Here is a 21,785-nt window from a genome sequence, read left to right on the forward strand (position 1 = left end):
AACACATATCAGCATGTTTCGCCGATCTGGTTAACGGGTGTCGGAAAGTTGACACCCGTTTTGATGGTAGTTGAACACGCAAACTCTGTGCCTATATTGAAATATTGAGGTGATGTATGTCTGGAATTTTAGATTCGGTTAATCAGCGAACACAGTTAGTAGGTCAAAACCGGCTGGAGTTGTTGCTGTTCCGTCTTAACGGTCGGCAACGTTTTGGGATTAACGTTTTTAAAGTTCGTGAAGTGCTACAGTGCCCGGCGTTAACGTCGATGCCGAAACTCAATCCACTGGTGCGTGGTGTGGCGCATATTCGCGGCCAGACGATCTCGGTTATTGATCTGAGTATGGCAACCGGGGGACGTCGCATAGAAGACTTAAAAACCGCCTTTATTGTTATTGCAGAGTATAACCGGTCGGTACAAGGATTTCTGGTTGGTGCAGTTGAACGTATTATCAATACCAACTGGGATGCCATTATGCCGCCGCCGCAGGGAACAGGCAGGGCAAGCTACCTGACTGCGGTTACAGAGGTTGAGGGAGAGTTGGTAGAAATTCTCGATGTTGAGAAAATTCTCAACGAAATATCGCCGTTGAATACCGAGGTAAGCGAAGCGGTTGCATCAACGCTGAATACTGAAAAGTATAAAGACAAAATCATTTTTATTGCCGATGACTCGTCGGTTGCGCGCAATCAGGTTAAACGTGCGCTGACGACCCTTGGTCTGGAAATCGAAATGGCCAAGAACGGCTTGGAAGCGCTGAAGCGTTTAAAAGAAATCGCAGCGGAGACCGGCGATGTAACCGATAAAGTTGGCGTTTTGGTGTCGGACATTGAAATGCCCGAAATGGATGGGTATACGCTAACCGCTGAAATTAAAAATACCCCGGAACTACAAAAATTGCATGTGGTTTTACATACATCACTGAGCGGTGTATTTAACCAGGCAATGGTGAAAAAGGTCGGCGCAGACGACTTTATTGCAAAGTTCCATCCCGATGAACTGGCTTCGGCGGTACAAAAGTGGTTGGGGCCGGATGAGTAATATAACGGAGCATCACAGGGTTGATTAATAAGGATGTGTCACCGGACGTTTACCGTCAATTCCGGGACTTTCTTGAGCGACAATGCGGCATTGTGCTTGGTGATAATAAGCAGTATTTGGTACGCAGTCGTCTCGGTGGTCTGCTGCACGAGCGTCAGTATAAGAGTATCGATGAGTTATTGAGCCAGTCGATATCGGGACGTGACCGAACGTTGCTGCAGCAGGTGATAGACGCCATGACGACCAATGAAACACTCTGGTTTCGTGACGGCTATCCCTTTGAGCTTCTGATCAAGCAACTGTTACCTGAGCATGCCAGCCGCCAGCGGCGTTTACGCATCTGGAGTGCTGCCTGTTCGTCCGGACAAGAGCCCTATTCCATTGCCATGTCAGTATTGGAGTATCAGCGTCAAAACCCCAGTGCAGCGTCATTGTCGGTAGAGATCCTGGCGACTGACTTATCGAGTAATATGCTCAAGCGATGCGAACAAGGCACCTATGATGAACTGTCCCTGGCGCGTGGGCTTTCAGCTGAGCGTCGTCAGCGCTATTTTAACCCCCATACCGATGGCTTACTGCAAATAAAGCCAGAAGTACGTCGTATGGTGAATTTCCGAAGTATTAACCTGCTGCACAGTTATTCTTCGCTAGGTAAGTTTGATATTGTGTTTTGCCGCAATGTATTGATTTACTTTTCGACAGAACTGAAACAAAAAATACTGCAACAAATTGCCGCTCAATTGAATCCAGGCGGCATTCTATTCCTCGGCGCCTCAGAATCTGTCGCCTCTGCGGCCGATTGTTACCGCATGGTCAAATGCAACCCAGGCTTGTATTACGCCAAAAAAGACTAGCAAAAACATATGCTTGAGAAGTCTTTTGAATCAAAAATAGCATCTTACAGCTAATTGGCACTTCACTTGCTTCTTCTCTTGTCGTTAGAGGAGAAGTCGCATGGCAATAAATTTAGATAAGTTGACAGGTTTCCATAAGAATGCGCTGCAGGTGCGCGCAGATAAAATGGAAGTCATATCAGGCAACCTGGCGAATGCAAATACACCTGGCTACAAAGCAAGGGGTATTGATTTCCAGCAAGCCATGGCGAGAGCTCAACATTCTTCCGGACAGTCGATGACGCGAACTCACGATAAACACCTGAGCGGGACAATAGTTTCCGCAACGGAAATCGGCTTTCGTATTCCATCGCAGCCAGACACCGGCGACGGTAATACCGTTGAAGTTCAACGCGAACGTAACCAATTTTTAGATACAGGTATGCGCTATCAGGCCACGCTGCAGTTTTTGACTGGCAAAATTAAAGGCATGAAGAAAGCGATAAGCGGAGGTCAGGGTCAATGAGTTTATTTGATGTTATGTCTATTTCAGCGTCGGGTATGCATGCAGAAAGCGTACGTTTGAATACGACTGCGAGTAATATCGCCAACGCCAACTCGGTAAGTAGCAGCGAAAGCGAAACCTACCGTGCACGTCACGCCGTATTTGCCGCTGAGCTTAATCGGGCTACCTCAGACAGTAAAAGCAAAGGGGCAGAAGTCAATGTGCTGGGGATTGTTGAAAGTAACCGTCCTCTGCAAATTGAGTACGCGCCGCACAACCCAATGGCTGACGAAAACGGCTATATCTATAAGCCAAACGTGAATATTGTTGAAGAAATGGCTGACATGATGTCGGCGTCTAAAGCATATGAAACCAACGTGCAGGTCGCTGATACTACCAAACGTATATTCCGACGCGTAATGATGCTTGGTCAGGGTCAGTAACAGCGGGTTTATGAGGAAACGAGTGTGAACACAATTAACAGTACCCCCGGACTCACCGACGACCTTTACTGGAAGGAAGAGAAAGTAAAAGTTGCCGACGGATCAGAGAACCAACTGTCCCAGGAAGATTTCTTTGCATTGCTGACCGAACAGTTAGCCAATCAGGATCCAACCAAGCCAGTTGACAATGATCAGATGGTCTCACAAATGACCCAGTTTACGACCGCGGAAGGTATCAACAAACTCAACGACAAGTTCGCGAGTTTTGCTACGTCCATGACGTCTAATCAGGCACTGCAAGCGTCTGGTTTAATTGGTCAGGATGTATTGGTTGAGGCCAATATAGGCTATATGAGCAGTGAAGGGGCAGGCATTTCCGGCTTTGTGGTAAACGATAAAACTGTTCAGGATATGGAAATTACCATCACCAATGGTAACGGTGAAATTGTTAAAACTATCAATGCGGGCACCCAGGGCGAAGGTAACATCGAGTTTAACTGGGATGGTACTGACAAAAACGGCAATCCTATGCCGCCCGGCAATTACGTGGTTAGTGCGAACGGTAAAGCGAATGGTGAAGGGGTTGCGTTATCAACAGCCATCAATCGTCACGTGAGCAGTGTCAGCCTGGCTGGCAGTAATCAGGGTATTATTTTGAATTTAGATGGCGACGTCAGTATTAATCTGAACGACGTTATTCAGATCGGCAGTTAACAGGAGAAAAGCAAATGTCTTTTAATATTGCACTCAGTGGCGTCGCTGCCGCACAAAAAGACTTAGATACCACAGCAAACAATATTGCTAACGTGAATACTGTGGGGTTTAAAGAATCCCGAGCCGAATTCGGTGACGTGTACGCAGCGTCTTTGCTGGCGGGCGGTAAAACCAAAGTGGGTGATGGGGTATTAACTCAGGAAGTCGCGCAACAGTTTACCCAGGGAAGTTTGCAATTTACCAATACCTCGCTCGATTTGGCTATTACCGGCAACGGTTTTTTTGCGACAGTGCCGGATCTTACTTCACGGGATACGTCATTCACCCGTGCCGGGCAGTTTAAGCTGGACGAAAATAATTTTGTGGTAAATACCGCTGGTGACCATCTGTTAGGCTTTCCTGTTAACCCAGACGGTACTAGCTCGTCGGTTGCGTTAAGCACCACGGTACCGGTGCGGATCCCCGATTCATCAGGCTCTCCGCAACCCACCCGGGAAGTCACGATGCGAATGAATTTACCGGCCAACGATGAAGCGCTCAATCCGGCAAACTTCGATCCTAACGATACACTGACCTACAATGCAGCTACCTCTGTAACAGTGTACGATTCACTCGGTGAAAGTCACATCATGACTTACTACTATGTGAAGGACAACACGGATTTAACCAATAACCCCAACCGCTGGCAGATGTATGCCACGGTGGATGATACCCCCGTCAATATTAACGGCGGTAACGATCTTGGGGTGACCAGAGCGGATCCGGCGAACCCAACCGGCCCGGCAGTGCCGTGGACGTCAGCATCACTAAATTTTAATACCAGCGGCGACTTTATCAGTCAATCACCGGCAACCATTCAAACCGAAATTCTCGGCTTGGACGCCGGCGGTAACGGTGCGAATGCGCTTGGTGGCGGTGCTGATCAGGATCAGCAAATTACCATAGATTTTAACCTCGACCCGACCGGTCAAACGGTCAATGAGCCAACCCAGTACGCCTCTGCCTTTGAAGTTACCTCTCTGGAGCAGGATGGTTTACCGGTGGGACGCCTGACCGGGGTTGATATTGGCCCTGACGGCCTGGTACGAGCAACGTTCTCTAATGGTACATCAGAGCCCGTGGTACGTGTTGCCCTGGCGCGATTCTCCAATGAGCAGGGGCTTACCCAGAAAAGCAATACCCAGTGGAAAGAATCAATAGAGTCGGGTGAGGCGCTGGCAGGTGAAGCGACCACCGGTACCTTTGGCGAAATTAACTCTTCGGCGTTAGAACAAGCCAACGTGAACCTCACTACTGAACTGATTGACCTTATTATTGCCCAGCGTAATTTCCAGGCAAATTCGCGGGCGTTAGAAATTAATAACCAGCTTAACCAGACAATTCTGGGTATTCGATAAGCGCTTTAGGTTACTTATAATCCACACTTTCAAAAGCCAGTTCGTTTATCACGACTGGCTTTTTTTATGTCCCGCTTTTATGGCCTGACTTGTTGAGCGTATTAAGCGTACTTGGCACCCCGTTTGCAACAATAAGTTAAATGTAACTTAAGCGTCAAAAGGCAGTCATGGACAAATTACTCTATATCGCCAGTAGCGGCGCCGGACAGGACCTGTTAGCCACGTCTCTGCGGGCTAATAACCTGGCCAACGCTCAAACGACAGGCTTCAAGGCACAGCTGGAACAGGCAAGAGCTATGCCGGTCTACGGCGAAGGTTTGCCGACCCGGGTGTTTGCCATGACCGAAAGTCCGACCAATAACTACGAAGACGGGCCGCTAATTCAAACCGGCCGGGATCTGGATGTGGCAATTCAGGGCGATGGCTGGTTCGCCGTTCAGGATGGTCAGGGCAATGAGGCCTACAGTCGCAACGGTAACTTTCAGTTGGGTCCTGACGGTGTGCTGGAAGATGTGCACGGCAATGTCGTGCTGGGGGATGCCGGCCCGGTCTTTTTGCCGGTCCCGCTGGATAACCTGACCATCGCCTCCGATGGCACTATCTCAATTCGTCCTCAAGGAGCGCCGGAAGCCGTTAGTGAAGAAGTGGGGCGCTTAAAACTCGTTAAGCCTGAATACAGCGACATGGAGCGCGGCACCGATGGGTTGTTTCGCCGCAAGGACGGTATCCTGGCACCTGCCGACGAGACCGTGTCGGTGATGACAGGCATGCTTGAAGGCTCAAACGTGAATGCCATCGATGAAATGGTCAGCATGATCAGCCTGCAACGCCATTATGAGTTGCAAGTCAAAATGATGAAGAAAGCCGATACACTGGATACCCGCGGCAATATGCTGCTGAGAATTATCTAATTTAGCCCGGGCAACCTTGCCCTGGCAGAGGAGAAACTACTATGCATCCAGCACTTTGGATTAGTAAAACCGGCCTTGATGCCGCTCAGACCGATGTGTCGACGGTGTCAAATAATCTGGCCAACGCCTCGACGGTGGGTTTTAAAAAAGACCGGGCGATCTTTGAAGATCTGCTTTATCAGAATATCAATCAGCCCGGTGGGCGATCGTCAGCCGATACCGAGTTACCATCCGGATTGATGATTGGTGCGGGCTCTAAGGTCGTGGCAACCCAAAAAGCGCATACGCAGGGCAACCTGATTACCACGGATAATGCGCTGGATATGTCTATACAGGGTCGTGGTTTTTTTGAAATATTGCAACCTGACGGCACCATTGCCTATACCCGCAACGGTCAGTTCACGTTAAATGATCAAGGCCAGTTAGTTACGCCTGGTGCCGGATTTTTACTGCAACCTGAAATTGCCATACCAGAAGATGCCCAGCAAATTACCATTTCTCAGGATGGCGAAGTGTCTGCCTCAGTACGTGGTCAGGCTGAGCCCCAGGTATTAGGTCAGCTTAATATTACCGACTTTGTAAACCCGACAGGTTTACAACCCGTTGGTCAGAATTTGTATGTTGAAACGGCTGTGTCTGGCGCTCCCCTGCAAGGCGTTCCTGGTCTGCAGGGCTTGGGCACGCTGGCGCAGGGAACGTTAGAAACTTCTAACGTTAATGTCACCGAAGAGCTGGTCAACCTGATTGAAAGTCAGCGTTTGTACGAGATGAACTCAAAAGTTATTTCTTCGGTAGATCAAATGCTTGGCCAGGTTATTCAGCAGCTATAACACATAGTAGGTATGTCATGTTACGTCTTGTTCTGTTTACCTTAATACTGTTGATCGTCGGTGGCTGTGCCAGCACAGGCGCTGATCACGTGCAAGCCAACGATCCTTCGTTTGCGCCGGTTATTCCTGACCTGCCACGTGAACAAATTGTCGAGGACGGCGGCTTGTTTCGTCCGTACATGGCCAATAGTTTGTATTCGGATGTAACCGCGCGCCGGGTAGGTGACATTATTACCGTTACCCTCAGCGAAAATACCAATGCCAGGAAGTCGGCAGGTACCACAACATCAAAAGAATCAAATGTCGATGTACAGCCGATCACCGGGTTAGGTGGCAATGCGCTGAACATTGGCAACGAATCAATCCAATTGGGCCTGAACTCCTCCAATGAATTCAATGGTGATGCTCAGGCTAACCAGAGCAATAGTTTAAATGGCAGTATTTCGGTAACGGTAGTGGATGTGCTGGCTAATCAAAATCTGGTGATCCGCGGCGAAAAGTGGCTCACCCTTAATCATGGTGACGAATACATCCGCTTAACCGGCATTATTCGCGCCGCCGATATTTCGCCGGAAAACGAAATTTTATCGACTCGTATTGCCAATGCCAGGATCCAATATAGTGGCACCGGCAGTTTTTCCCGCTCCCAGGAAAAGGGCTGGTTAACGAAATTCTTTTCATCTGAGTGGTGGCCACTCTAGGGAGTTGTAAGATGCGTATTATTTTAAGTTATGTATTGTGTGCGCTGTTAATCAGCCCTTTGGCAAACGCTCAGCGGATTAAAGATGTAGCCAGCATACAAGGCGTCAGAAGCAATCAACTGATTGGCTATGGTTTGGTGGTAGGGTTACCTGGCACCGGTGAGCAAAGTCCGTTTACAGAGCAAAGCTTTCGGACCATGCTGACGAATTTTGGGATCAGTCTCGATCCTAACATTAAGCCCAAAATCAAAAACGTTGCAGCGGTTGCTGTGCATGCTGAGCTACCGCCGTTTATCAAACCCGGGCAAACTATAGACGTTACCGTATCGTCGGTGGGTGAGGCGAGCAGCCTGCAAGGTGGCACCTTACTGCAAACGTTTTTAAAAGGGGTGGATGGCAACATCTACGCCGTGGCGCAAGGTAGTCTGGTGGTGAGTGGTTTTGGCGCCCAGGGCGGCGACGGCTCGCGAATTATTGTCAATACGCCAACAGTGGGACGCATTGCTAATGGCGCGCTGGTTGAACGCGCGGTGCCGAGCGGATTTGCCAGCGGTGACAGCTTAACGCTGAACTTACATTATCCTGATTTCTCCACAGCCAAAGCGCTGGCAGATGTGATCAATGAACGTTTAGGCGCCCAGCCTGAAAAAGGCTACGCGATTGCTGAACCACTGGATGCTGCCTCGGTACGCGTCACTGCGCCGCGCGATCCGGGTCAGCGGGTGGGCTTTTTAGCAACTCTGGAGAACTTTGAATTTACCCCCGCTGATGCGCCGGCAAGGGTGGTGGTGAATAGCCGCACCGGCACCATTGTTATTGGCCGCGATGTCAGGTTGTTGCCGGCGGCCATTACCCATGGTGGTCTTACTGTGACCATCAGTGAAAACCAACAGGTCACTCAGCCCAACGCGTTAGCCGAAGGCGAAACCGTGGTTACCACACAATCGATTATTGATGTAAACATGGCCGACAGCCGGATGTTTAAATTTGAGCCGGGTGTAACGCTGGATCAACTGGTACGCGCCGTCAACGAAGTGGGCGCTGCGCCCGGTGACTTAATGGCAATTCTTGAGGCGCTGCGTCAGGCCGGGGCATTGCAAGGTGAGCTGGTGGTGATCTAATGGATATCCTCAACACAAAATCACAACTTGAATCTGCGCGTAACGTGCATGACTTATCCAGTTTGAATAAGTTGCGCGAAGCGGCCTTTAGCAAAGACGATAAAGCGTTAAAAGAGGCCGCCCAGCAGTTTGAAGCGATTTTTGTGCAGATGATGCTTAAGTCCATGCGTAAAGCCCAGGATGCGCTCGCCGATGAAGACAGCCCGTTTAACTCTGAGCAGGTGAAGTTCTACCGCGACATGCACGACAAACAACTTGCCACCGATTTATCCAGCGGTGGTGGTGTTGGTCTGGCTGACATTATTGTTCAGCAATTGGGCCAACATGCCATTGAAGACTTTGTGCCCGCCAGTGTTGCGCGCGCTGATGGGAATCTTGAATCGATAAATCGCCAGCGTCAGCATGCAGTACAACAAGCGCAGCAAACTGCTGCGGCGCTGACCGACAATGAAACCCGCCAGGCGTTCAAAGCTGCTGCCTTCGCCAATCCTGAAGAGTTTGTCAAAATGCTTTATCCGGTAGCAGATAAAGCCGCAGCCGAGCTTGGCATTGCGCCCGATGCATTGATTGCCCAGGCCGCAGTGGAAACTGGCTGGGGACAACACGTCATCCACGATAACAAAGGTAATAGCGCTAATAATTTGTTCGGCATTAAGGCTAACAATTATTGGCAGGGCGACTCGGCTACAGTGAGCACTCTTGAATTTGACGGTACGGTGGCTCGCGCCGAGAAAGCGGCGTTTCGGACCTATGAAAGTCTCGAGCAGGGATTTAATGATTACGTCGATTTTATTCAGGCCAATGCGCGTTATCGCGACGCCGTTGAGCAGGCGGATAAGCCACACGCTTACTTTAACGCCCTGCAAAATGCCGGTTACGCCACCGATCCCAAGTATGCCGAGAAGGTCATGGCAGTTTTTAACAGCGAGACGTTCAGGAGCTATTTGCCATGAACCCGTTTAAGACTGTCGTGCTTCTGATCATGGGGGATAACGCGTAATGTCCACTAATATCGATCTGTATAACATTGCCACTGGCGGTATCAACGCGAGCAATCGCTTACTGGCTACCACCAGTAACAATATTGCCAATGTCAATACCGACGGCTACATCAGAGAGCGCACGGTTTTTACCAACGACCTCAATGTGGGTGTGGGGCGGGGTACTACCGAACGAATTATCGATAAATTTGCGCAGAATCAAATGCGCCGGGATATTACGTCGGTGGGCGAGTGGGAAATGTTCTCGACCAAAACTTCTGCCATTGATGCCCAGTTGGCTAACGAAGCCAACTCTATTTCTAAAGGCCTCAATGAGTTTTTTGCCGCTGTGCAAACCTCCGCCGATGATCCCACTAACCTGGCTTCCAGAGACGTGGTGTTAAGCAAGGCTGAGTCGCTGCTGCGACGCATGACCTCAGTCTCCGACTACATGACCTATAAAGAAGAAGAGCTGAATTTAGAAACTGAAAATATCATCACCAAGGCCAATAATCTGATCCAGACCATTGGTGATTTAAATGAAGCCATTATGGTGGTCAACGGCAATAGCACAGGCAGTCAGCCTACCGCATTACTCAATGAGCGTGATAAAGCCATTAATGACTTGTCTGAACTGATGGACATTACGGTCAGAGAAAGTGGCAATGCCGGAGGTTCGGTACTGGTTAACTTATCCAGCGGTGAATCGCTGGTACTGGAAGATGGCAGCTTTAACGTGCTGAAGGTGAGCAACAGTGCCGATCTGATGCGCCAGCAATTGCAGTTGTCGACAAATTTTTCGGCGCCCAAAAACAACACCGATCTCTTCATAAAAGAAGATCAATTAGGTGGTGCGTTAGGTGGACTGTTTCGCTACCGGGACGAAGTCCTTGGGCCAGCGCAGCGTGATATTGGCCAGCTTGGGGTGGCGTTTGCCGAAGCCGTTAATCAGCAAAACCGCTTGGGTTTGGATTTGGATTACCAGCTTGGCGCCGACATTTTTACGCTACCAGAATTAGTCGGCTTACCCTATCCTGATACGCCGGACACACTGAACTTAACGGGGCAATTTACCCCGGGTAAAGGCAACCAAATTACTGATGCCGACATACGCGTCACCGTCACCAGTCTGAATCTTGGTGTGCCTGATCAGGTAAATATCGAATTATTAAATGGTGATGGTACCCCCAAATTAGATGAGAATAACCAACCGGTCACCTATACCGGTGTGGCGGTGGCTGCAACCGGATTTACAGAGATCGTCGGCGGTATCGAAATTGATTTCCAGTCTGCCGGCGGCTACGCCGTGGGCAATGAATTTTTGCTTCAACCCACCAAATACACGGCAGGCGATATTACCATGGCCACCACAAGGCCCGAGGATCTTGCGTTTGCCAATCCCATTCGGGTCGAAGTCAATTCCAACAATTTAGGTGATGGGGCAGTGTCGAAAACGACGGTCACTAACACCACTGTTGATAATTCATTTGGCCCTTATGCGTCTGCATTTGATGGTAGTGGAGCTATACAAGGACTCGGCTCATCGCCGAGCCCCACTGTTGGTGCACCGGTGCAAGTGAGGTTTACCTCCGAAACCAGTTATGATGTGCTCGATGGCGAGAATCCACCCAACGTGATTACCAGTGTCAGTGGTGTTACCGACTACAACAATTTGTTGGCGCAGGCCGAAGCGTCAGGCGTTCCGGCATGGCCAGCGCAGTTCTCGGCGCTGAATGATTACCCCGGCTATGATTTTAGTATTGAAGGCAGACCGGTCGCGGGTGACAGCTTTTCGGTAAACTATAATGCAGAAGGGCGGTTTGATAATGCCAATGCCTTATCGCTGGCCGGATTACAACAGCAGGGGTTAGTGCAGTTAAGCACAAATTCAAACAGCGAGCCGCGCTCACTGCATGAGAGCTACTCTACGTTAGTGAGCCGGATAGGCGAAAAATCAGCTACCGCCAGTGTTGCGTTGCAAGCGGCAGAGGCCATGAAAGTGCAATCTTCAGACTGGTTTGAGTCGGTGTCTGGCGTGAGTCTCGACGAGGAAGCGGCGAACCTGGTGCGCTATCAGCAATCTTATGCGGCAGCGGCACGAATACTGGGCACTGCTCAGGAGTTGTTTAACACCATCTTGTCGGCGGTAAGGTAATTATTATGCGGGTGACTACTAATCAGTTATACAACCAGACTATCCGCAATATTATGGAAAACCAGAAGGCGCTGTCAGATACCCAAATTGAGTTGAGTACTGGTAGCAGAATAAACAAGCCATCTGATGATCCGGTGGGTGCAGCCCGAGTATTGCGCTTAACCGAAGAGCTTGACACGCTTAAGCAGTTTCAACGCAATAACGACCTGGTTACCGGAGCGTTGGAACAACAAGAAACCATACTGCGTAATATTACCGACACAGTTCAACGGGCCCGACAATTAACCATACAAGCGGGCAATGGTTTATTGTCTGATGCAGATAGAAAAGCCCTGGCCGCTGAGATCGGCCAGATTAAAGACGAAGTGTTTGATTTAATGAACTCGCAAAATGCCGAGGGAGATTATTACTTTGCCGGGTTCCAATCGGAAACCCAACCTCTGGTATTAAATAGTGCGGGTGGCGGAAATGCCTATACATTCCAGGGAGATAGCGGTACTAACAACGTTCAGCTTTCCAATAGTGTGTCAATACGCAGTAGTTTATCCGGGCAACAGGTTTTTGAAGATGTTCCAGCCCGGCGAAACTTTAGTATTACTACTACAACCGGTATTGGTGTTGAAGAGGCATTGGTAGCTGGTCAGGGCGATTTTGATAGGTTTTATCGTAATAATTATGACCCGGTCACACCGCTTAACAACAGCTATCAAATTACCATTACAGCGCCAAACCAACTCAATATTACCAATGTTGGTACCGGCGCTATTGTCGCGACAAAAGACTACGCGGCCGGTGAGTCGTTTAATTTTGCCGGTATAGACTTTACCCTTAATGGCAACCTTGGTGACACGCTGAATTTTCAACTTGATGCGCCGCAAAAGAAAAATATCGCGAATACGCTGAACGATCTCGAGGAAGTGTTAAACAACAGTTCGGTTAGCGACGCCGCCTTTCGTGAAGGTCTCAGCGATGCGCTGGTGGGCATTGATAATGGCTTAGAAAAAATCGCCCTTGAGGTTTCGTCTATTGGCGCTCGTTTAAACACGGCGCAATCAGTGTACGAAACTAACCTGGATATTGAGGTGTCGGTAAAAGAGGCCCGCTCAAGCATTAAAGACGTTGACTATGCCGAAGCCTCGTCTGAGTTTGCCAAACAAGAAGCGGCATTGACCGCTGCGTTAACCACGTTTCCGAAAATTTCCAATTTATCCCTGTTTAATTACATCTAAGTATTCTGTCTCTACATCAAGCCGGGCCAGATACATCCGGCTTTGATTATCAACATGGCTGGAGTAATACGCCACAAACAGTTGGTTTCCAATCCGGGTTATGCCCGGGTAACTATTATCGCCGCCACTGGGCAATTTAATAAGTTCGCTAATTTCCCCGCTGTGAATGGCTAACTGCCATAACTGAGTAACCAGCCTTTTACCATTATAATGCCGACCGGCAATGATGGCGGTATTCTGATTGAGGCATAGCAGCGCTGGAGCGCCAATATAACAACCCAGATCCTGCCAATCCCAATGGCGATAGGGTGGTTTGCTGCGGCCCAATTGGGCTGAGAAAGAATCGGCATCGCGCCTGACAACGGCAATTAATTCGCCACTGTCAGTAAAGCAGCAGTCGCTCTCATTGGGATAACCCAACCCGTGTTGCTGTTTTGATAACACGGCTGTTTTCGCGCAATGCATTTTACCGCGTAAGTTGCCAGCAAACAGATCGAGTTGCTCAGACGGGCGATGATAGGCTAATCCCCACTGTTGATTATTATAGGTTGTTGCCCGCCATAGCCACCAGTTGTCAGGGCCCGGATCATGCCTTGTTGACCACGACACCCCATCGCCACTAAACCAACTGTAGGTTTTTGCCTTTCCCAGTACTGCCGACCAACGCTGATGCGCCAGCAAATATAACCGGTCACCAACCACGCAAAAATGTGGGTCGCGCAGATCGCCCTCGGTACTGAAAAGACGTTGAAACCGCTCGGGCAAGCCCTGTTCGTTTATTTCAGCGATTATCACACAACCGTCATCACTCATATGATGGGTACCCTGCCGGTAGCAAACCAGCAACCGCTGCCTAAAATAAACCACATCCCCAAAGGCATTATGACTATGGCCCCGACATATCCGGGTTAAACGATTCAACGAGATTTGCACGGCCACCTCTTGCTGCTACGTAAAATATAAATCAAAGAACTACCAATAACTTAGCATGGCTTTAAGGCAATCGCGCGGCTACCTGCCAAAAAAATAGTGAATTTTAATTAAAGGGAATTTGGCACGGGTCGATAAAGTACACGAGAGAGCCAGTTCATCAATTACCCCCTCAGGTATTGGTGGCTACTATTACAATGCAATTGCCGGCGTCCCCGGCAGCCAGCGCTAGCTGGATTGAGAGTGTAGGAGAGACTTATGTCTTTGTACGTCAATACCAATGTGTCTGCATTAAATGCACAACGCCAGTTGTCCAATGTGAGTAATGCGCTGGGCACTTCCTTTGAGCGTCTGTCTTCAGGATTCCGTATTAATTCTGCGTCCGATGACTCGGCCGGTTTACAGATTTCTGACCGAATGACCTCACAAATCCAAGGCCTGAACCAAGCTGTTCGTAACGCCAACGATGCGATTTCACTAACCCAAACTGCTGAAGGTGCACTCGATGAGACGACCACTGCTTTGCAGCGTATACGCCAACTGGCGGTACAATCACAAAGTGGTATCAACTCATCAGCTGACCGTGTAGCCCTGCAAAAAGAAGTATCGGCGCTTAAAACCGAGATTTCGCGAATTTCTACTGATACTCAGTTCAACGGTGTTGATCTGCTTAGCGGTGGTTATTCTGCTAAGTTCCAGGTTGGTGCCAACGCAGGTCAAAGTGTGTCGGTTAACCTGTCCAGAGCCGGTGGTTTTGGTGCGTCAGGTCTGAGCGTGGGCTCGTTGTCAGTATCCACTGCAGCGGTAGCGTCAGCAGCGTTAGCATCTATTGATGCAGCCATCTCTACCATTGGTGGAGTGCGGGCTGATTTGGGTGCGCTGCAAAACCGATTCACTTCAACTATTCGTAACCTGAGTAACATTTCAGAAAACGTATCTGCAGCTCGCTCGCGAATCAAAGATACTGATTTTGCAGCAGAAACTGCGGCACTAACTCGTAATCAGATTCTCCAGCAGGCGAGTACGACTGTGCTGTCACAGGCAAATCAGCGTCCGCAGGCAGCGTTACAGCTACTTGGATAATTGATTAAACCGAAGTCAGGGAATGGGGCCAGGAGGTAGTGAACCAGGTATCCACCTGACCGCAGGAGTCGCTCACTCTAACCAAACGAGCATAGCCGGACGAAAGTCCGGCGCTTTGTCTCTTTAAATCATTGAAAAATAAGCTTAATAAAATTTAGCAAAAAAAGGCTAAAGGATTTCTCCTGCCTGCACGATAACTATTACAAAGGCACTGCGAACAATAATAATAAATACGCTAAATGCCTGACTGAGCAACTAATAATAACAATACTGCCAGTCAAACACGGACAAACAATAATAATAAATGTCCGGGTAATTACAAAAAATCGTTAGGAGATTTTACAGTGAGCTTATATGTAAGCACGAATGTGTCGTCGCTGAACGCTCAGCGGCAACTATTTACCTCGTCAACGCAGTTAGATACCGCCTTTGAGCGTTTATCTTCCGGCTTTCGAATTAACAGCGCAAAAGATGATGCGGCGGGTCTGCAGATATCAGATCGCATTACCTCACAAATCATGGGGCTTGACCAGGCAGTCAGAAACTCCAACGACGGTATATCACTTGCCCAGGTCGCTGAAGGCGCCATGCAAGAGATCACTACGGCGTTGCAACGTATCCGAGTGCTGGCCATTCAAGCGCAAAACGGCATTAATTCGTCGGCTGACCGCACTGCACTGCAAAAAGAAGTGTCAGCGCTTAAGTTAGAAATCAGCCGAATTGCCTCGACCTCACAGTTTGCTGGCAGTGACATATTGAAGGGCGGATTCTCTACCGCGTTTTTGGTTGGTGCCCAGGCTGGTCAGTATATCAACTTCAATTTGTCCCGCACTGGTGGCTTTGGCTTTTCAGGCCTGACCAATGGTTTTGATGCCAGTGTGCTGACGGCTGAACAGGCGTCTGCAACGCTGGATCGAATCGACAGAGCCATCTCTGCTATCGATGCGAAACGCGCTGACTTAGGTGCACTGCAAAATCGTTTTCAGTCAACGATCAGAAACTTAAGTAATATTTCGGAGAATGCTTCGGCGGCAAGATCGCGCATTCGCGATACCGATTTTGCCGGTGAAACGGCAGAGCTTACCCGTTGGCAGATTATTCAGCAGGCCAGTACCACTGTTCTTGGCCAGGCGAATCAGCGGCCACAGGCAGCCTTGCAGCTATTACAGTAAATCGGGTGAAGTGATTTATAAGTAAAGTGCGAAGGAGATTGTAATGGATGAGTTTTCAGAAACTGCAAAGAAAAACGGCCGAAACGCAATAAGCGGGGGGAGCAAATTGCATTCGACCATTGGGTATAACGAGGCGAATTGTTAAGTCTGGTTATAACAAATCCATAAAGAAATTGTTAAATGCTAAAACAGCCGACTGACAGGAATGAAGCCAGGAGGTAGTGAGAGGTATGAGGTCTGAACAACATACCTGCAGCCAGCATGAGCTTGTGCTCGGTTTAGCACTGCTTAACCAGGCATTCGCCAAGCAAAGCGTCAGGATTTTAACTCTGACATAAATGATAAAGCACATGTTGTGCCAATTTTTGAATCGCGTTGAGAATAACTATAAATACAACGCTTAATTAAATAGTTAGGAGCTTGTAATGAGTTTATATGTAAACACAAACGTATCGTCACTAAACGCCCAGCGTCAGTTGTTCACCTCAGGCAATCAATTAGATACCGCCTTTGAGCGTCTGTCGTCAGGCTTTCGTATTAACTCCGCAGCAGACGATGCCGCGGGCTTGCAAATTTCCGACCGGATGACCAGCCAGGTAGAGGGCTTAAATCAAGCCGTACGAAACGCCAATGACGGTATTTCTCTCGCTCAAACCGCTGAAGGCGCAATGCAGGAAATTACCACGGCATTACAGCGCATCAGAGTGTTGTCTATCCAGTCCCAAAACGGCATAAACTCTTCTTCTGACCGACTGGCACTGCAAAAAGAAGTGTCGGCGCTTAAAACTGAGATTTCACGAATCTCGGTGACTACCCAGTTTGCTGGTGTAAACATTTTGGCAGGCTCTTACTCGGCAAAATTCCTGGTTGGTGCCAACAGCGGCCAATCCATTAGTGTCAACATTTCGCGCGCCGGAGGAGGCTTTGGTTTTTCCGGGCTAACCAATGGCCAGAGTGACTTAACGGTGGCAGATGCTGCCAGTGCGTCGGCTGCACTTGCGACCATTGATGCTGCGATTTCGACAATTGACGCAAAGCGTGCCGATCTCGGTGCTTTACAAAATCGTTTTCAGTCGACTATCAGAAACTTAAGTAACATTTCAGAGAACGTATCAGCGGCAAGATCGCGCATCCGGGATACAGATTTTGCCGCCGAGACGGCACAACTTACCCGCACCCAGATTATTCAGCAGGCAAGCACAACCGTGTTGTCGCAGGCAAACCAGCGACCACAGGCAGCATTATCGCTACTGCAGTAAAGATAGAAATACCAAAGAGAGGGTGGAACTGAGAGGCCAACCCATGCCAGGGATGGCGGCCGAAAGGCCACCAAATTAAGGAATAAAAAGCCGACTAACAGAATTGAGAGTGTAGAATTTAAGGTTGAGAGGCCAGTATATTTCTACTATCCTGCAAGCCGACCGAAACTGAATTTGCTCAAACTCCTAACGTGAGCAAGTTGGCCGGGTCACTTTTTGACTCGGCCTTTTTTATTTTTATTGACCGATCCCGCAACTTACCCAATTCAAAAAGCAATACTAGTGCCAACATTTTCGTCTGTGATAAAAAATACTGATGGCAACCATTTTACATGCCTTTGCGATTCAACGCTTGTCGTATTCATCCGCAGCCATTATTTGCCGCGTCAAAAATATAGCGCTTATTTCTGAGTGCCAGCACCGTTTTATACCCTGCAAATATCCTACGTCGACATTCAGGTATTAGCCAGATCTCACTAAACAGCCTCGCTTATTGGTTGCCATTAATCAAATTGGCGCTCCGAATTTATGCAGTGGGTGGAATGTTTCAGGGGTTTGGGGAGAAAATTTAGCTATTTTTACTCTATAAAAAACAATGGCTTAAATTTTATTTTGGTTTTTTTTAAATTTTTTTATAAAAAAAACTAAAGATCCTCATGTTTAGGCCGATAGCTATTGTTGAGGGGTAATTCATTTGATGAATTGAGTAGTTGCTTTATGGCGCTACATTTATGAGGTGATTTGGCGTGAAGAGTTAATGTTAACACATTAATACGTCCACGCTAAGTCTTATACGTAAGGCTATAGCATTCAGTTTCCGGGGGGATTCTGCAAATGGTATAGCCTCAGGAGGTTAACAATGAGTTTATATGTAAATACAAACGTGTCGGCCCTGAATGCGCAGCGTCAATTAAGTGATGTAAACGATAAATTAAGTACATCGTTTGAACGCTTGTCATCAGGTTTCAGAATTAACAGCTCGGCAGATGATGCCGCGGGTCTGCAGATATCAGATCGCCTGACGTCACAAATCCAGGGCTTGAACCAGGCAGTACGTAACGCAAACGATGCTATCTCGCTGACGCAAACAGCTGAAGGTGCGTTGTCAGAAGTGACAGCCAGCCTGCAACGTATTCGTCAGTTAGCGGTACAATCGCAAAGCGGTATTAACAGCTCGGCTGACCGTGTAGCCCTGCAAAAAGAAGTTTCAGCGTTAAAAACTGAAATCTCACGGGTATCAACAGATACTCAGTTTGCTGGCGTTGATCTGCTAAACGGTACTTACTCTGCTAAGTTCTTAGTAGGTGCGAATGGCGGTCAAACCATTTCGGTTAACTTGTCTCGTGCGGGTGGCGGATACGGCACATCAGGCTTGTCGCTGTCCAACTTGTCAGTGTCAACAGCTGCGGTTGCATCTGCTGCGATAGCCTCTATTGATAGTGCTATTTCCACTATCGGTAGTGCAAGAGCTGACTTAGGTGCATTGCAAAACCGCTTCCAGTCAACTATTCGTAACCTGAGCAATATTTCGGAAAATGTCACCGCGGCTCGCTCGCGTATTCGTGACACCGATTTCGCTGCTGAAACGGCTGACTTAACGCGGAACCAGATCATTCAGCAGGCGTCTGTATCAGTATTAAGCCAGGCAAACCAGCGTCCTCAAACAGCGTTGTCGTTGTTAGGATAACTGATTGAGCGGCAGTAATTTGCCGCTACTTTGTTTTGGTAAACGGGCGTCTGTGAGTTGCAGGGCCCGTTTTATTCGTTTATGACAGAGGGTTTTGTTATGGATGTTACCACATCACAAATTGGCCAGAATTTTGCTGTAAATAACCTGGCAACCGGAGAGCCTCAGTCCGACGTAAAATCGAATCAGGCAACGCCGGAAAGTGCGCCGGGCAGTGAACAAAAAAAAGTGGCTCAGCGACCAGAAGATACTCAAGCTCAACAAAATTCAGCCGATAACTATAATCGAGAGGAACAGGGGCAAGAGATCGCAGGTGCTGTCCAGGAGATCCAGACGTTTCTGCAAGCGCAGAATAGAAACCTGGCATTTTCTGTAGATGAAAACACCAACCGTTCGGTTGTCACTGTGAAAGATTCTTCATCGGGAGACGTAATAAGGCAAATTCCCTCCGATGAAGTATTGAGGTTAGCAGAAAGAATTAAAGATCTTCAGCAAGACATCGGAAGTAGTGTGGGGGTTCTTTTTAACAAGCAAGCTTAGAGGTGAGTTATGACTATTCAATCGTTAGGTGTTGGTTCAGGGCTTGCGCTTGACGATCTCGTCACGCAGTTGCTCAATGCTGAACGAGCGCCCAAAGAAGCGCGTTTAAAAGACAAAGAAGAAAAAATCCAATCTGAGATCTCTGCATTAGGGCAAATAAAGTCCAAATTATCTGACTTTAAAGATTCTGTAGATAAGTTACGCAAGGACTCCGACATCAACGGCCGTGAGCCTACCATTACTAACCCTACTGAAGACAAAGAAGTTTTCACTGCCGAAGCCTCGGGCTCAGCACTACGGGGGACGTATAAAGTAGCGATAACTCAGCTGGCTTCTGGCTCACGCATAGAAACGGCCGATGCGGTGTATACCTCAGGTACCGACAAGGTGCTGACCGATGGCGCCGGTGATACCACAATGACCTTCAAGATAAATGGGTCAACAGATGAAACATTCACCATAGACGTCAAACAAAACATGACGTTGGCGCAACTGCGTGAAGCCATCAATAAGAATGAAAATAACTTTGGTGTGAACGCCAACATTATTGATACAGGCACCGCTGCCGGAGCTAAACTGGTGTTTACCTCTGATGTAACAGGTTTTGGCAAAGATCTGGTTATCGTTAACGATGGCGATCGTGGTGAACTTGAAAAACTCGCGACGACCAATTCAGCCGAAAGTTTGACTTACTTGTCGCCAGTTAAACCCGCGCAGGACGCTTTAGCGACAGTTGACGGCATTCTTGTCCGTAGCGACACCAATACCTTTGAAAATACGATTCAGAATGTGTCCTTTGAAGCTACCGAGGAATCCCCCTTTGATACCAATGGTACCACTCGCCTTGAATCAACCCTGGAAATCGGTTTCGACCGCAAGGGCCTCGAGAGTAAGGTTCGCGATTTTGTTGATAACTATAACAAGATCATCAAAGATATTAAAACGCTGACCCGCTATGGTTCATCCGAACTGGAAGATGACGGTGCGTTAGCGGGCGACTCGATGCTACGCGGAATTAGCAGTAGTCTGGCTGGCGTGGTGGGCTCAAGCGTGGATAAATCTACTCTGGGCAGTCTTTTTGGCATGGGTATCGAACTCACCTCCGATGGCAAACTGGAAATAGGCGATCTTGATTATGGTTTGGGTTCTGGTCAGGACAGGTTAGAGAAGGCGCTTGAGGAAAACTTTGACGACATCGCTAAATTGTTCACCGATGAAGATCAGGGTATCGCTACGCGACTCTACGAGATTACCAAAGAATATACATCTTACAGCGGCTTGCTCACCTTACGGGAACGATCAGCAAAAGACGACAAAGATCAGTTACAGGATGAACGTGAGAGCTTTGAAACAAGAATGTTTAATTACGAGCAAATTTTACGCGACAGGTATTTGAACTTAGACCAAACCGTCGCAAGACTAAATCAGACCGGTTCTGCCTTGTTGGCATCACTGGGTCAGTACTAGATAACCTGAACGAGGAGTTAGCATGGCACTTACGGGAATCAACGCGTATCGCAAAGGTAGTCTCAAGCAGGATATAGCCAATGCCGATCCGCATAAACTCACATTAATGTTAATGCAAGGTGCGCTGGACCGGATTGCCTATGCAAAAGGGGCAATGGAGCGACGCGAGTATGAATTAAAATCTCAGTATATCTCCAGGGTAACAGCAATTTTAATTAATTTGCGCGAAACACTGGATGTAAAAATCGGCGGTGAAGCGGCAGAAAACCTCTTCGCTCTGTATGATTATATGATTGACCGCTTGCACGACGCTCATGTGAAGAATGACTTGCAGATGCTTGATGAAGTGGCTAACCTGCTAACACCTATTCGAGACGCTTGGGTACAGATCCCTGAAGAAGCCAAGCAGGAAGCGTATTTAGCTCAGCGTCAAAAACGCGAAGCTGTGTGAAGACCAACGAACTTGATCACGACCTTACTCCCGACACGTTGCGCAATCTCAATGCGCAGATATGTGAATGTGTCAATACTCCACCCGACGAAGAACTCTCGTCGGGTTTTGAGCGTTTAAATGCGCTCATCGCCGAGCGCGATGAGCTCATCCATTCTATTTTAGCTTCTCCCGATCACGAATTTGTGCGCGAATTTGCGGCCCGGGAGCAAGTCGTCAACGACAAACTCAAGAACATGGCGCATTCTTTGCTAAGTAAAGCTAAAGACGATGTCAGCCATTTTATTCGTAGTCAGGCCGCCGTTAAAAAGTACAAATAAACAACGTTTGGCCG

Annotated in this window: 22 protein-coding genes; 21 read left to right on the top strand and 1 reads right to left on the bottom strand. The window is 48.4% G+C overall.

Features of this window, described 5'->3' with window-relative positions; all coding sequences use genetic code 11:
* The first annotated feature begins 116 nt into the window (after positions 1-116).
* The 13 genes from OIK42_RS06605 (at position 117) to flgL (ending at position 12,862) form a co-directional block, all read left to right on the top strand.
* Positions 117-1,043, top strand: a complete 927-nt coding sequence (locus OIK42_RS06605; RefSeq protein ID WP_273639278.1) for a chemotaxis protein CheV — start codon at positions 117-119, stop codon at positions 1,041-1,043.
* 20 nt (positions 1,044-1,063) lie between these two features.
* Positions 1,064-1,897 carry a CheR family methyltransferase gene (locus tag OIK42_RS06610; RefSeq protein WP_273639280.1) on the top strand — a complete coding sequence of 278 codons (834 nt, stop codon included), beginning with the start codon at positions 1,064-1,066 and terminating at the stop codon, positions 1,895-1,897.
* A gap of 100 nt (positions 1,898-1,997) precedes the next feature.
* Entirely contained in the window at positions 1,998-2,402 is a 405-nt protein-coding gene (gene flgB / locus OIK42_RS06615; RefSeq protein ID WP_273639283.1) for a flagellar basal body rod protein FlgB, read from the top strand.
* Positions 2,399-2,824, top strand: coding sequence for a flagellar basal body rod protein FlgC (flgC, locus tag OIK42_RS06620; RefSeq protein ID WP_273639284.1), 426 nt, complete (start codon positions 2,399-2,401; stop codon positions 2,822-2,824). The genes flgB and flgC overlap by 4 nt, the downstream gene beginning before the upstream one ends.
* Before the next feature lie 24 nt (positions 2,825-2,848).
* Complete coding sequence (locus OIK42_RS06625) at positions 2,849-3,538, top strand: flagellar hook assembly protein FlgD (RefSeq protein WP_273639286.1); 690 nt, start codon at positions 2,849-2,851, stop codon at positions 3,536-3,538.
* 14 nt (positions 3,539-3,552) lie between these two features.
* The gene (flgE, locus tag OIK42_RS06630; protein WP_273639288.1) at positions 3,553-4,935 is read left to right on the top strand and encodes a flagellar hook protein FlgE; all 1,383 of its coding nucleotides are present in this window, start codon (positions 3,553-3,555) and stop codon (positions 4,933-4,935) included.
* A gap of 167 nt (positions 4,936-5,102) precedes the next feature.
* Complete coding sequence (gene flgF / locus OIK42_RS06635) at positions 5,103-5,846, top strand: flagellar basal-body rod protein FlgF (RefSeq protein WP_273639290.1); 744 nt, start codon at positions 5,103-5,105, stop codon at positions 5,844-5,846.
* A gap of 41 nt (positions 5,847-5,887) precedes the next feature.
* Entirely contained in the window at positions 5,888-6,676 is a 789-nt protein-coding gene (gene flgG, locus OIK42_RS06640) for a flagellar basal-body rod protein FlgG (RefSeq protein WP_273639292.1), read from the top strand.
* A 17-nt stretch (positions 6,677-6,693) separates the two neighbouring features.
* Positions 6,694-7,377 carry a flagellar basal body L-ring protein FlgH gene (flgH, locus tag OIK42_RS06645; RefSeq protein WP_273639294.1) on the top strand — a complete coding sequence of 228 codons (684 nt, stop codon included), beginning with the start codon at positions 6,694-6,696 and terminating at the stop codon, positions 7,375-7,377.
* A gap of 11 nt (positions 7,378-7,388) precedes the next feature.
* Positions 7,389-8,498 (top strand): flagellar basal body P-ring protein FlgI, encoded by a 1,110-nt coding sequence (locus OIK42_RS06650; RefSeq protein ID WP_273639295.1) that lies wholly within the window; start codon positions 7,389-7,391, stop codon positions 8,496-8,498.
* Positions 8,498-9,451 (top strand): flagellar assembly peptidoglycan hydrolase FlgJ, encoded by a 954-nt coding sequence (gene flgJ / locus OIK42_RS06655; protein ID WP_273639297.1) that lies wholly within the window; start codon positions 8,498-8,500, stop codon positions 9,449-9,451. The genes OIK42_RS06650 and flgJ overlap by 1 nt, the downstream gene beginning before the upstream one ends.
* A 46-nt stretch (positions 9,452-9,497) precedes the next feature.
* Positions 9,498-11,633: a flagellar hook-associated protein FlgK gene (gene flgK / locus OIK42_RS06660; protein WP_273639299.1), complete on the top strand. Its 2,136-nt coding sequence runs from the start codon at positions 9,498-9,500 to the stop codon at positions 11,631-11,633.
* A gap of 5 nt (positions 11,634-11,638) precedes the next feature.
* Positions 11,639-12,862, top strand: a complete 1,224-nt coding sequence (gene flgL, locus OIK42_RS06665; protein ID WP_273639301.1) for a flagellar hook-associated protein FlgL — start codon at positions 11,639-11,641, stop codon at positions 12,860-12,862.
* Here the strand turns inward: flgL and OIK42_RS06670 are convergent.
* Positions 12,839-13,795 carry a hypothetical protein gene (locus OIK42_RS06670; RefSeq protein WP_273639302.1) on the bottom strand — a complete coding sequence of 319 codons (957 nt, stop codon included), beginning with the start codon at positions 13,793-13,795 and terminating at the stop codon, positions 12,839-12,841. The genes flgL and OIK42_RS06670 overlap by 24 nt on opposite strands.
* Positions 13,796-14,050: 255 nt before the next feature.
* Between OIK42_RS06670 and OIK42_RS06675 the strand changes: the two genes are divergently transcribed.
* The 8 genes from OIK42_RS06675 to OIK42_RS06710 all read left to right on the top strand — a co-directional run bounded on the left by OIK42_RS06675 (position 14,051) and on the right by OIK42_RS06710 (position 21,771).
* Positions 14,051-14,875: a flagellin domain-containing protein gene (locus OIK42_RS06675; RefSeq protein ID WP_273639303.1), complete on the top strand. Its 825-nt coding sequence runs from the start codon at positions 14,051-14,053 to the stop codon at positions 14,873-14,875.
* A gap of 344 nt (positions 14,876-15,219) precedes the next feature.
* Positions 15,220-16,047 carry a flagellin N-terminal helical domain-containing protein gene (locus OIK42_RS06680; protein WP_273639305.1) on the top strand — a complete coding sequence of 276 codons (828 nt, stop codon included), beginning with the start codon at positions 15,220-15,222 and terminating at the stop codon, positions 16,045-16,047.
* 425 nt (positions 16,048-16,472) lie between these two features.
* Positions 16,473-17,306, top strand: a complete 834-nt coding sequence (locus tag OIK42_RS06685; protein WP_273639307.1) for a flagellin N-terminal helical domain-containing protein — start codon at positions 16,473-16,475, stop codon at positions 17,304-17,306.
* 859 nt (positions 17,307-18,165) lie between these two features.
* A complete protein-coding gene (locus OIK42_RS06690; RefSeq protein ID WP_273639309.1) occupies positions 18,166-18,993 on the top strand; it encodes a flagellin N-terminal helical domain-containing protein in 828 nt (275 codons plus the stop codon).
* A 99-nt stretch (positions 18,994-19,092) separates the two neighbouring features.
* Complete coding sequence (locus OIK42_RS06695) at positions 19,093-19,533, top strand: flagellar protein FlaG (protein WP_273639311.1); 441 nt, start codon at positions 19,093-19,095, stop codon at positions 19,531-19,533.
* A gap of 9 nt (positions 19,534-19,542) precedes the next feature.
* The gene (gene fliD, locus OIK42_RS06700; RefSeq protein ID WP_273639312.1) at positions 19,543-21,000 is read left to right on the top strand and encodes a flagellar filament capping protein FliD; all 1,458 of its coding nucleotides are present in this window, start codon (positions 19,543-19,545) and stop codon (positions 20,998-21,000) included.
* Positions 21,001-21,022: 22 nt separating this feature from the next.
* Positions 21,023-21,451, top strand: a complete 429-nt coding sequence (fliS, locus tag OIK42_RS06705) for a flagellar export chaperone FliS (protein ID WP_273639315.1) — start codon at positions 21,023-21,025, stop codon at positions 21,449-21,451.
* On the top strand, positions 21,448-21,771 hold the full coding sequence (locus OIK42_RS06710; RefSeq protein ID WP_273639317.1) for a hypothetical protein: 324 nt from the start codon (positions 21,448-21,450) through the stop codon (positions 21,769-21,771). Before fliS ends, OIK42_RS06710 begins: the two co-directional genes overlap by 4 nt.
* Positions 21,772-21,785: the final 14 nt, after the last annotated feature.

The organism is Alteromonas gilva (genome assembly GCF_028595265.1).
Taxonomy (GTDB): Bacteria; Pseudomonadota; Gammaproteobacteria; order Enterobacterales; family Alteromonadaceae; genus Alteromonas; species Alteromonas gilva.

Excerpts from the sequence above, each read along its gene's own strand:
- OIK42_RS06650 (WP_273639295.1), top strand. The coding sequence starts at position 7,389 with ATGCGTATTATTTTAAGTTATGTATTGTGTGCGCTGTTAATCAGCCCT.
- flgL (WP_273639301.1), top strand. The coding sequence starts at position 11,639 with ATGCGGGTGACTACTAATCAGTTATACAACCAGACTATCCGCAATATT.
- flgE (WP_273639288.1), top strand. The coding sequence starts at position 3,553 with ATGTCTTTTAATATTGCACTCAGTGGCGTCGCTGCCGCACAAAAAGAC.
- flgG (WP_273639292.1), top strand. The coding sequence starts at position 5,888 with ATGCATCCAGCACTTTGGATTAGTAAAACCGGCCTTGATGCCGCTCAG.
- OIK42_RS06675 (WP_273639303.1), top strand. The coding sequence starts at position 14,051 with ATGTCTTTGTACGTCAATACCAATGTGTCTGCATTAAATGCACAACGC.
- flgB (WP_273639283.1), top strand. The coding sequence starts at position 1,998 with ATGGCAATAAATTTAGATAAGTTGACAGGTTTCCATAAGAATGCGCTG.
- flgK (WP_273639299.1), top strand. The coding sequence starts at position 9,498 with ATGTCCACTAATATCGATCTGTATAACATTGCCACTGGCGGTATCAAC.
- fliS (WP_273639315.1), top strand. The coding sequence starts at position 21,023 with ATGGCACTTACGGGAATCAACGCGTATCGCAAAGGTAGTCTCAAGCAG.
- OIK42_RS06690 (WP_273639309.1), top strand. The coding sequence starts at position 18,166 with ATGAGTTTATATGTAAATACAAACGTGTCGGCCCTGAATGCGCAGCGT.
- flgC (WP_273639284.1), top strand. The coding sequence starts at position 2,399 with ATGAGTTTATTTGATGTTATGTCTATTTCAGCGTCGGGTATGCATGCA.
- OIK42_RS06685 (WP_273639307.1), top strand. The coding sequence starts at position 16,473 with ATGAGTTTATATGTAAACACAAACGTATCGTCACTAAACGCCCAGCGT.
- OIK42_RS06605 (WP_273639278.1), top strand. The coding sequence starts at position 117 with ATGTCTGGAATTTTAGATTCGGTTAATCAGCGAACACAGTTAGTAGGT.
- flgF (WP_273639290.1), top strand. The coding sequence starts at position 5,103 with ATGGACAAATTACTCTATATCGCCAGTAGCGGCGCCGGACAGGACCTG.
- flgH (WP_273639294.1), top strand. The coding sequence starts at position 6,694 with ATGTTACGTCTTGTTCTGTTTACCTTAATACTGTTGATCGTCGGTGGC.
- flgJ (WP_273639297.1), top strand. The coding sequence starts at position 8,498 with ATGGATATCCTCAACACAAAATCACAACTTGAATCTGCGCGTAACGTG.
- OIK42_RS06695 (WP_273639311.1), top strand. The coding sequence starts at position 19,093 with ATGGATGTTACCACATCACAAATTGGCCAGAATTTTGCTGTAAATAAC.
- fliD (WP_273639312.1), top strand. The coding sequence starts at position 19,543 with ATGACTATTCAATCGTTAGGTGTTGGTTCAGGGCTTGCGCTTGACGAT.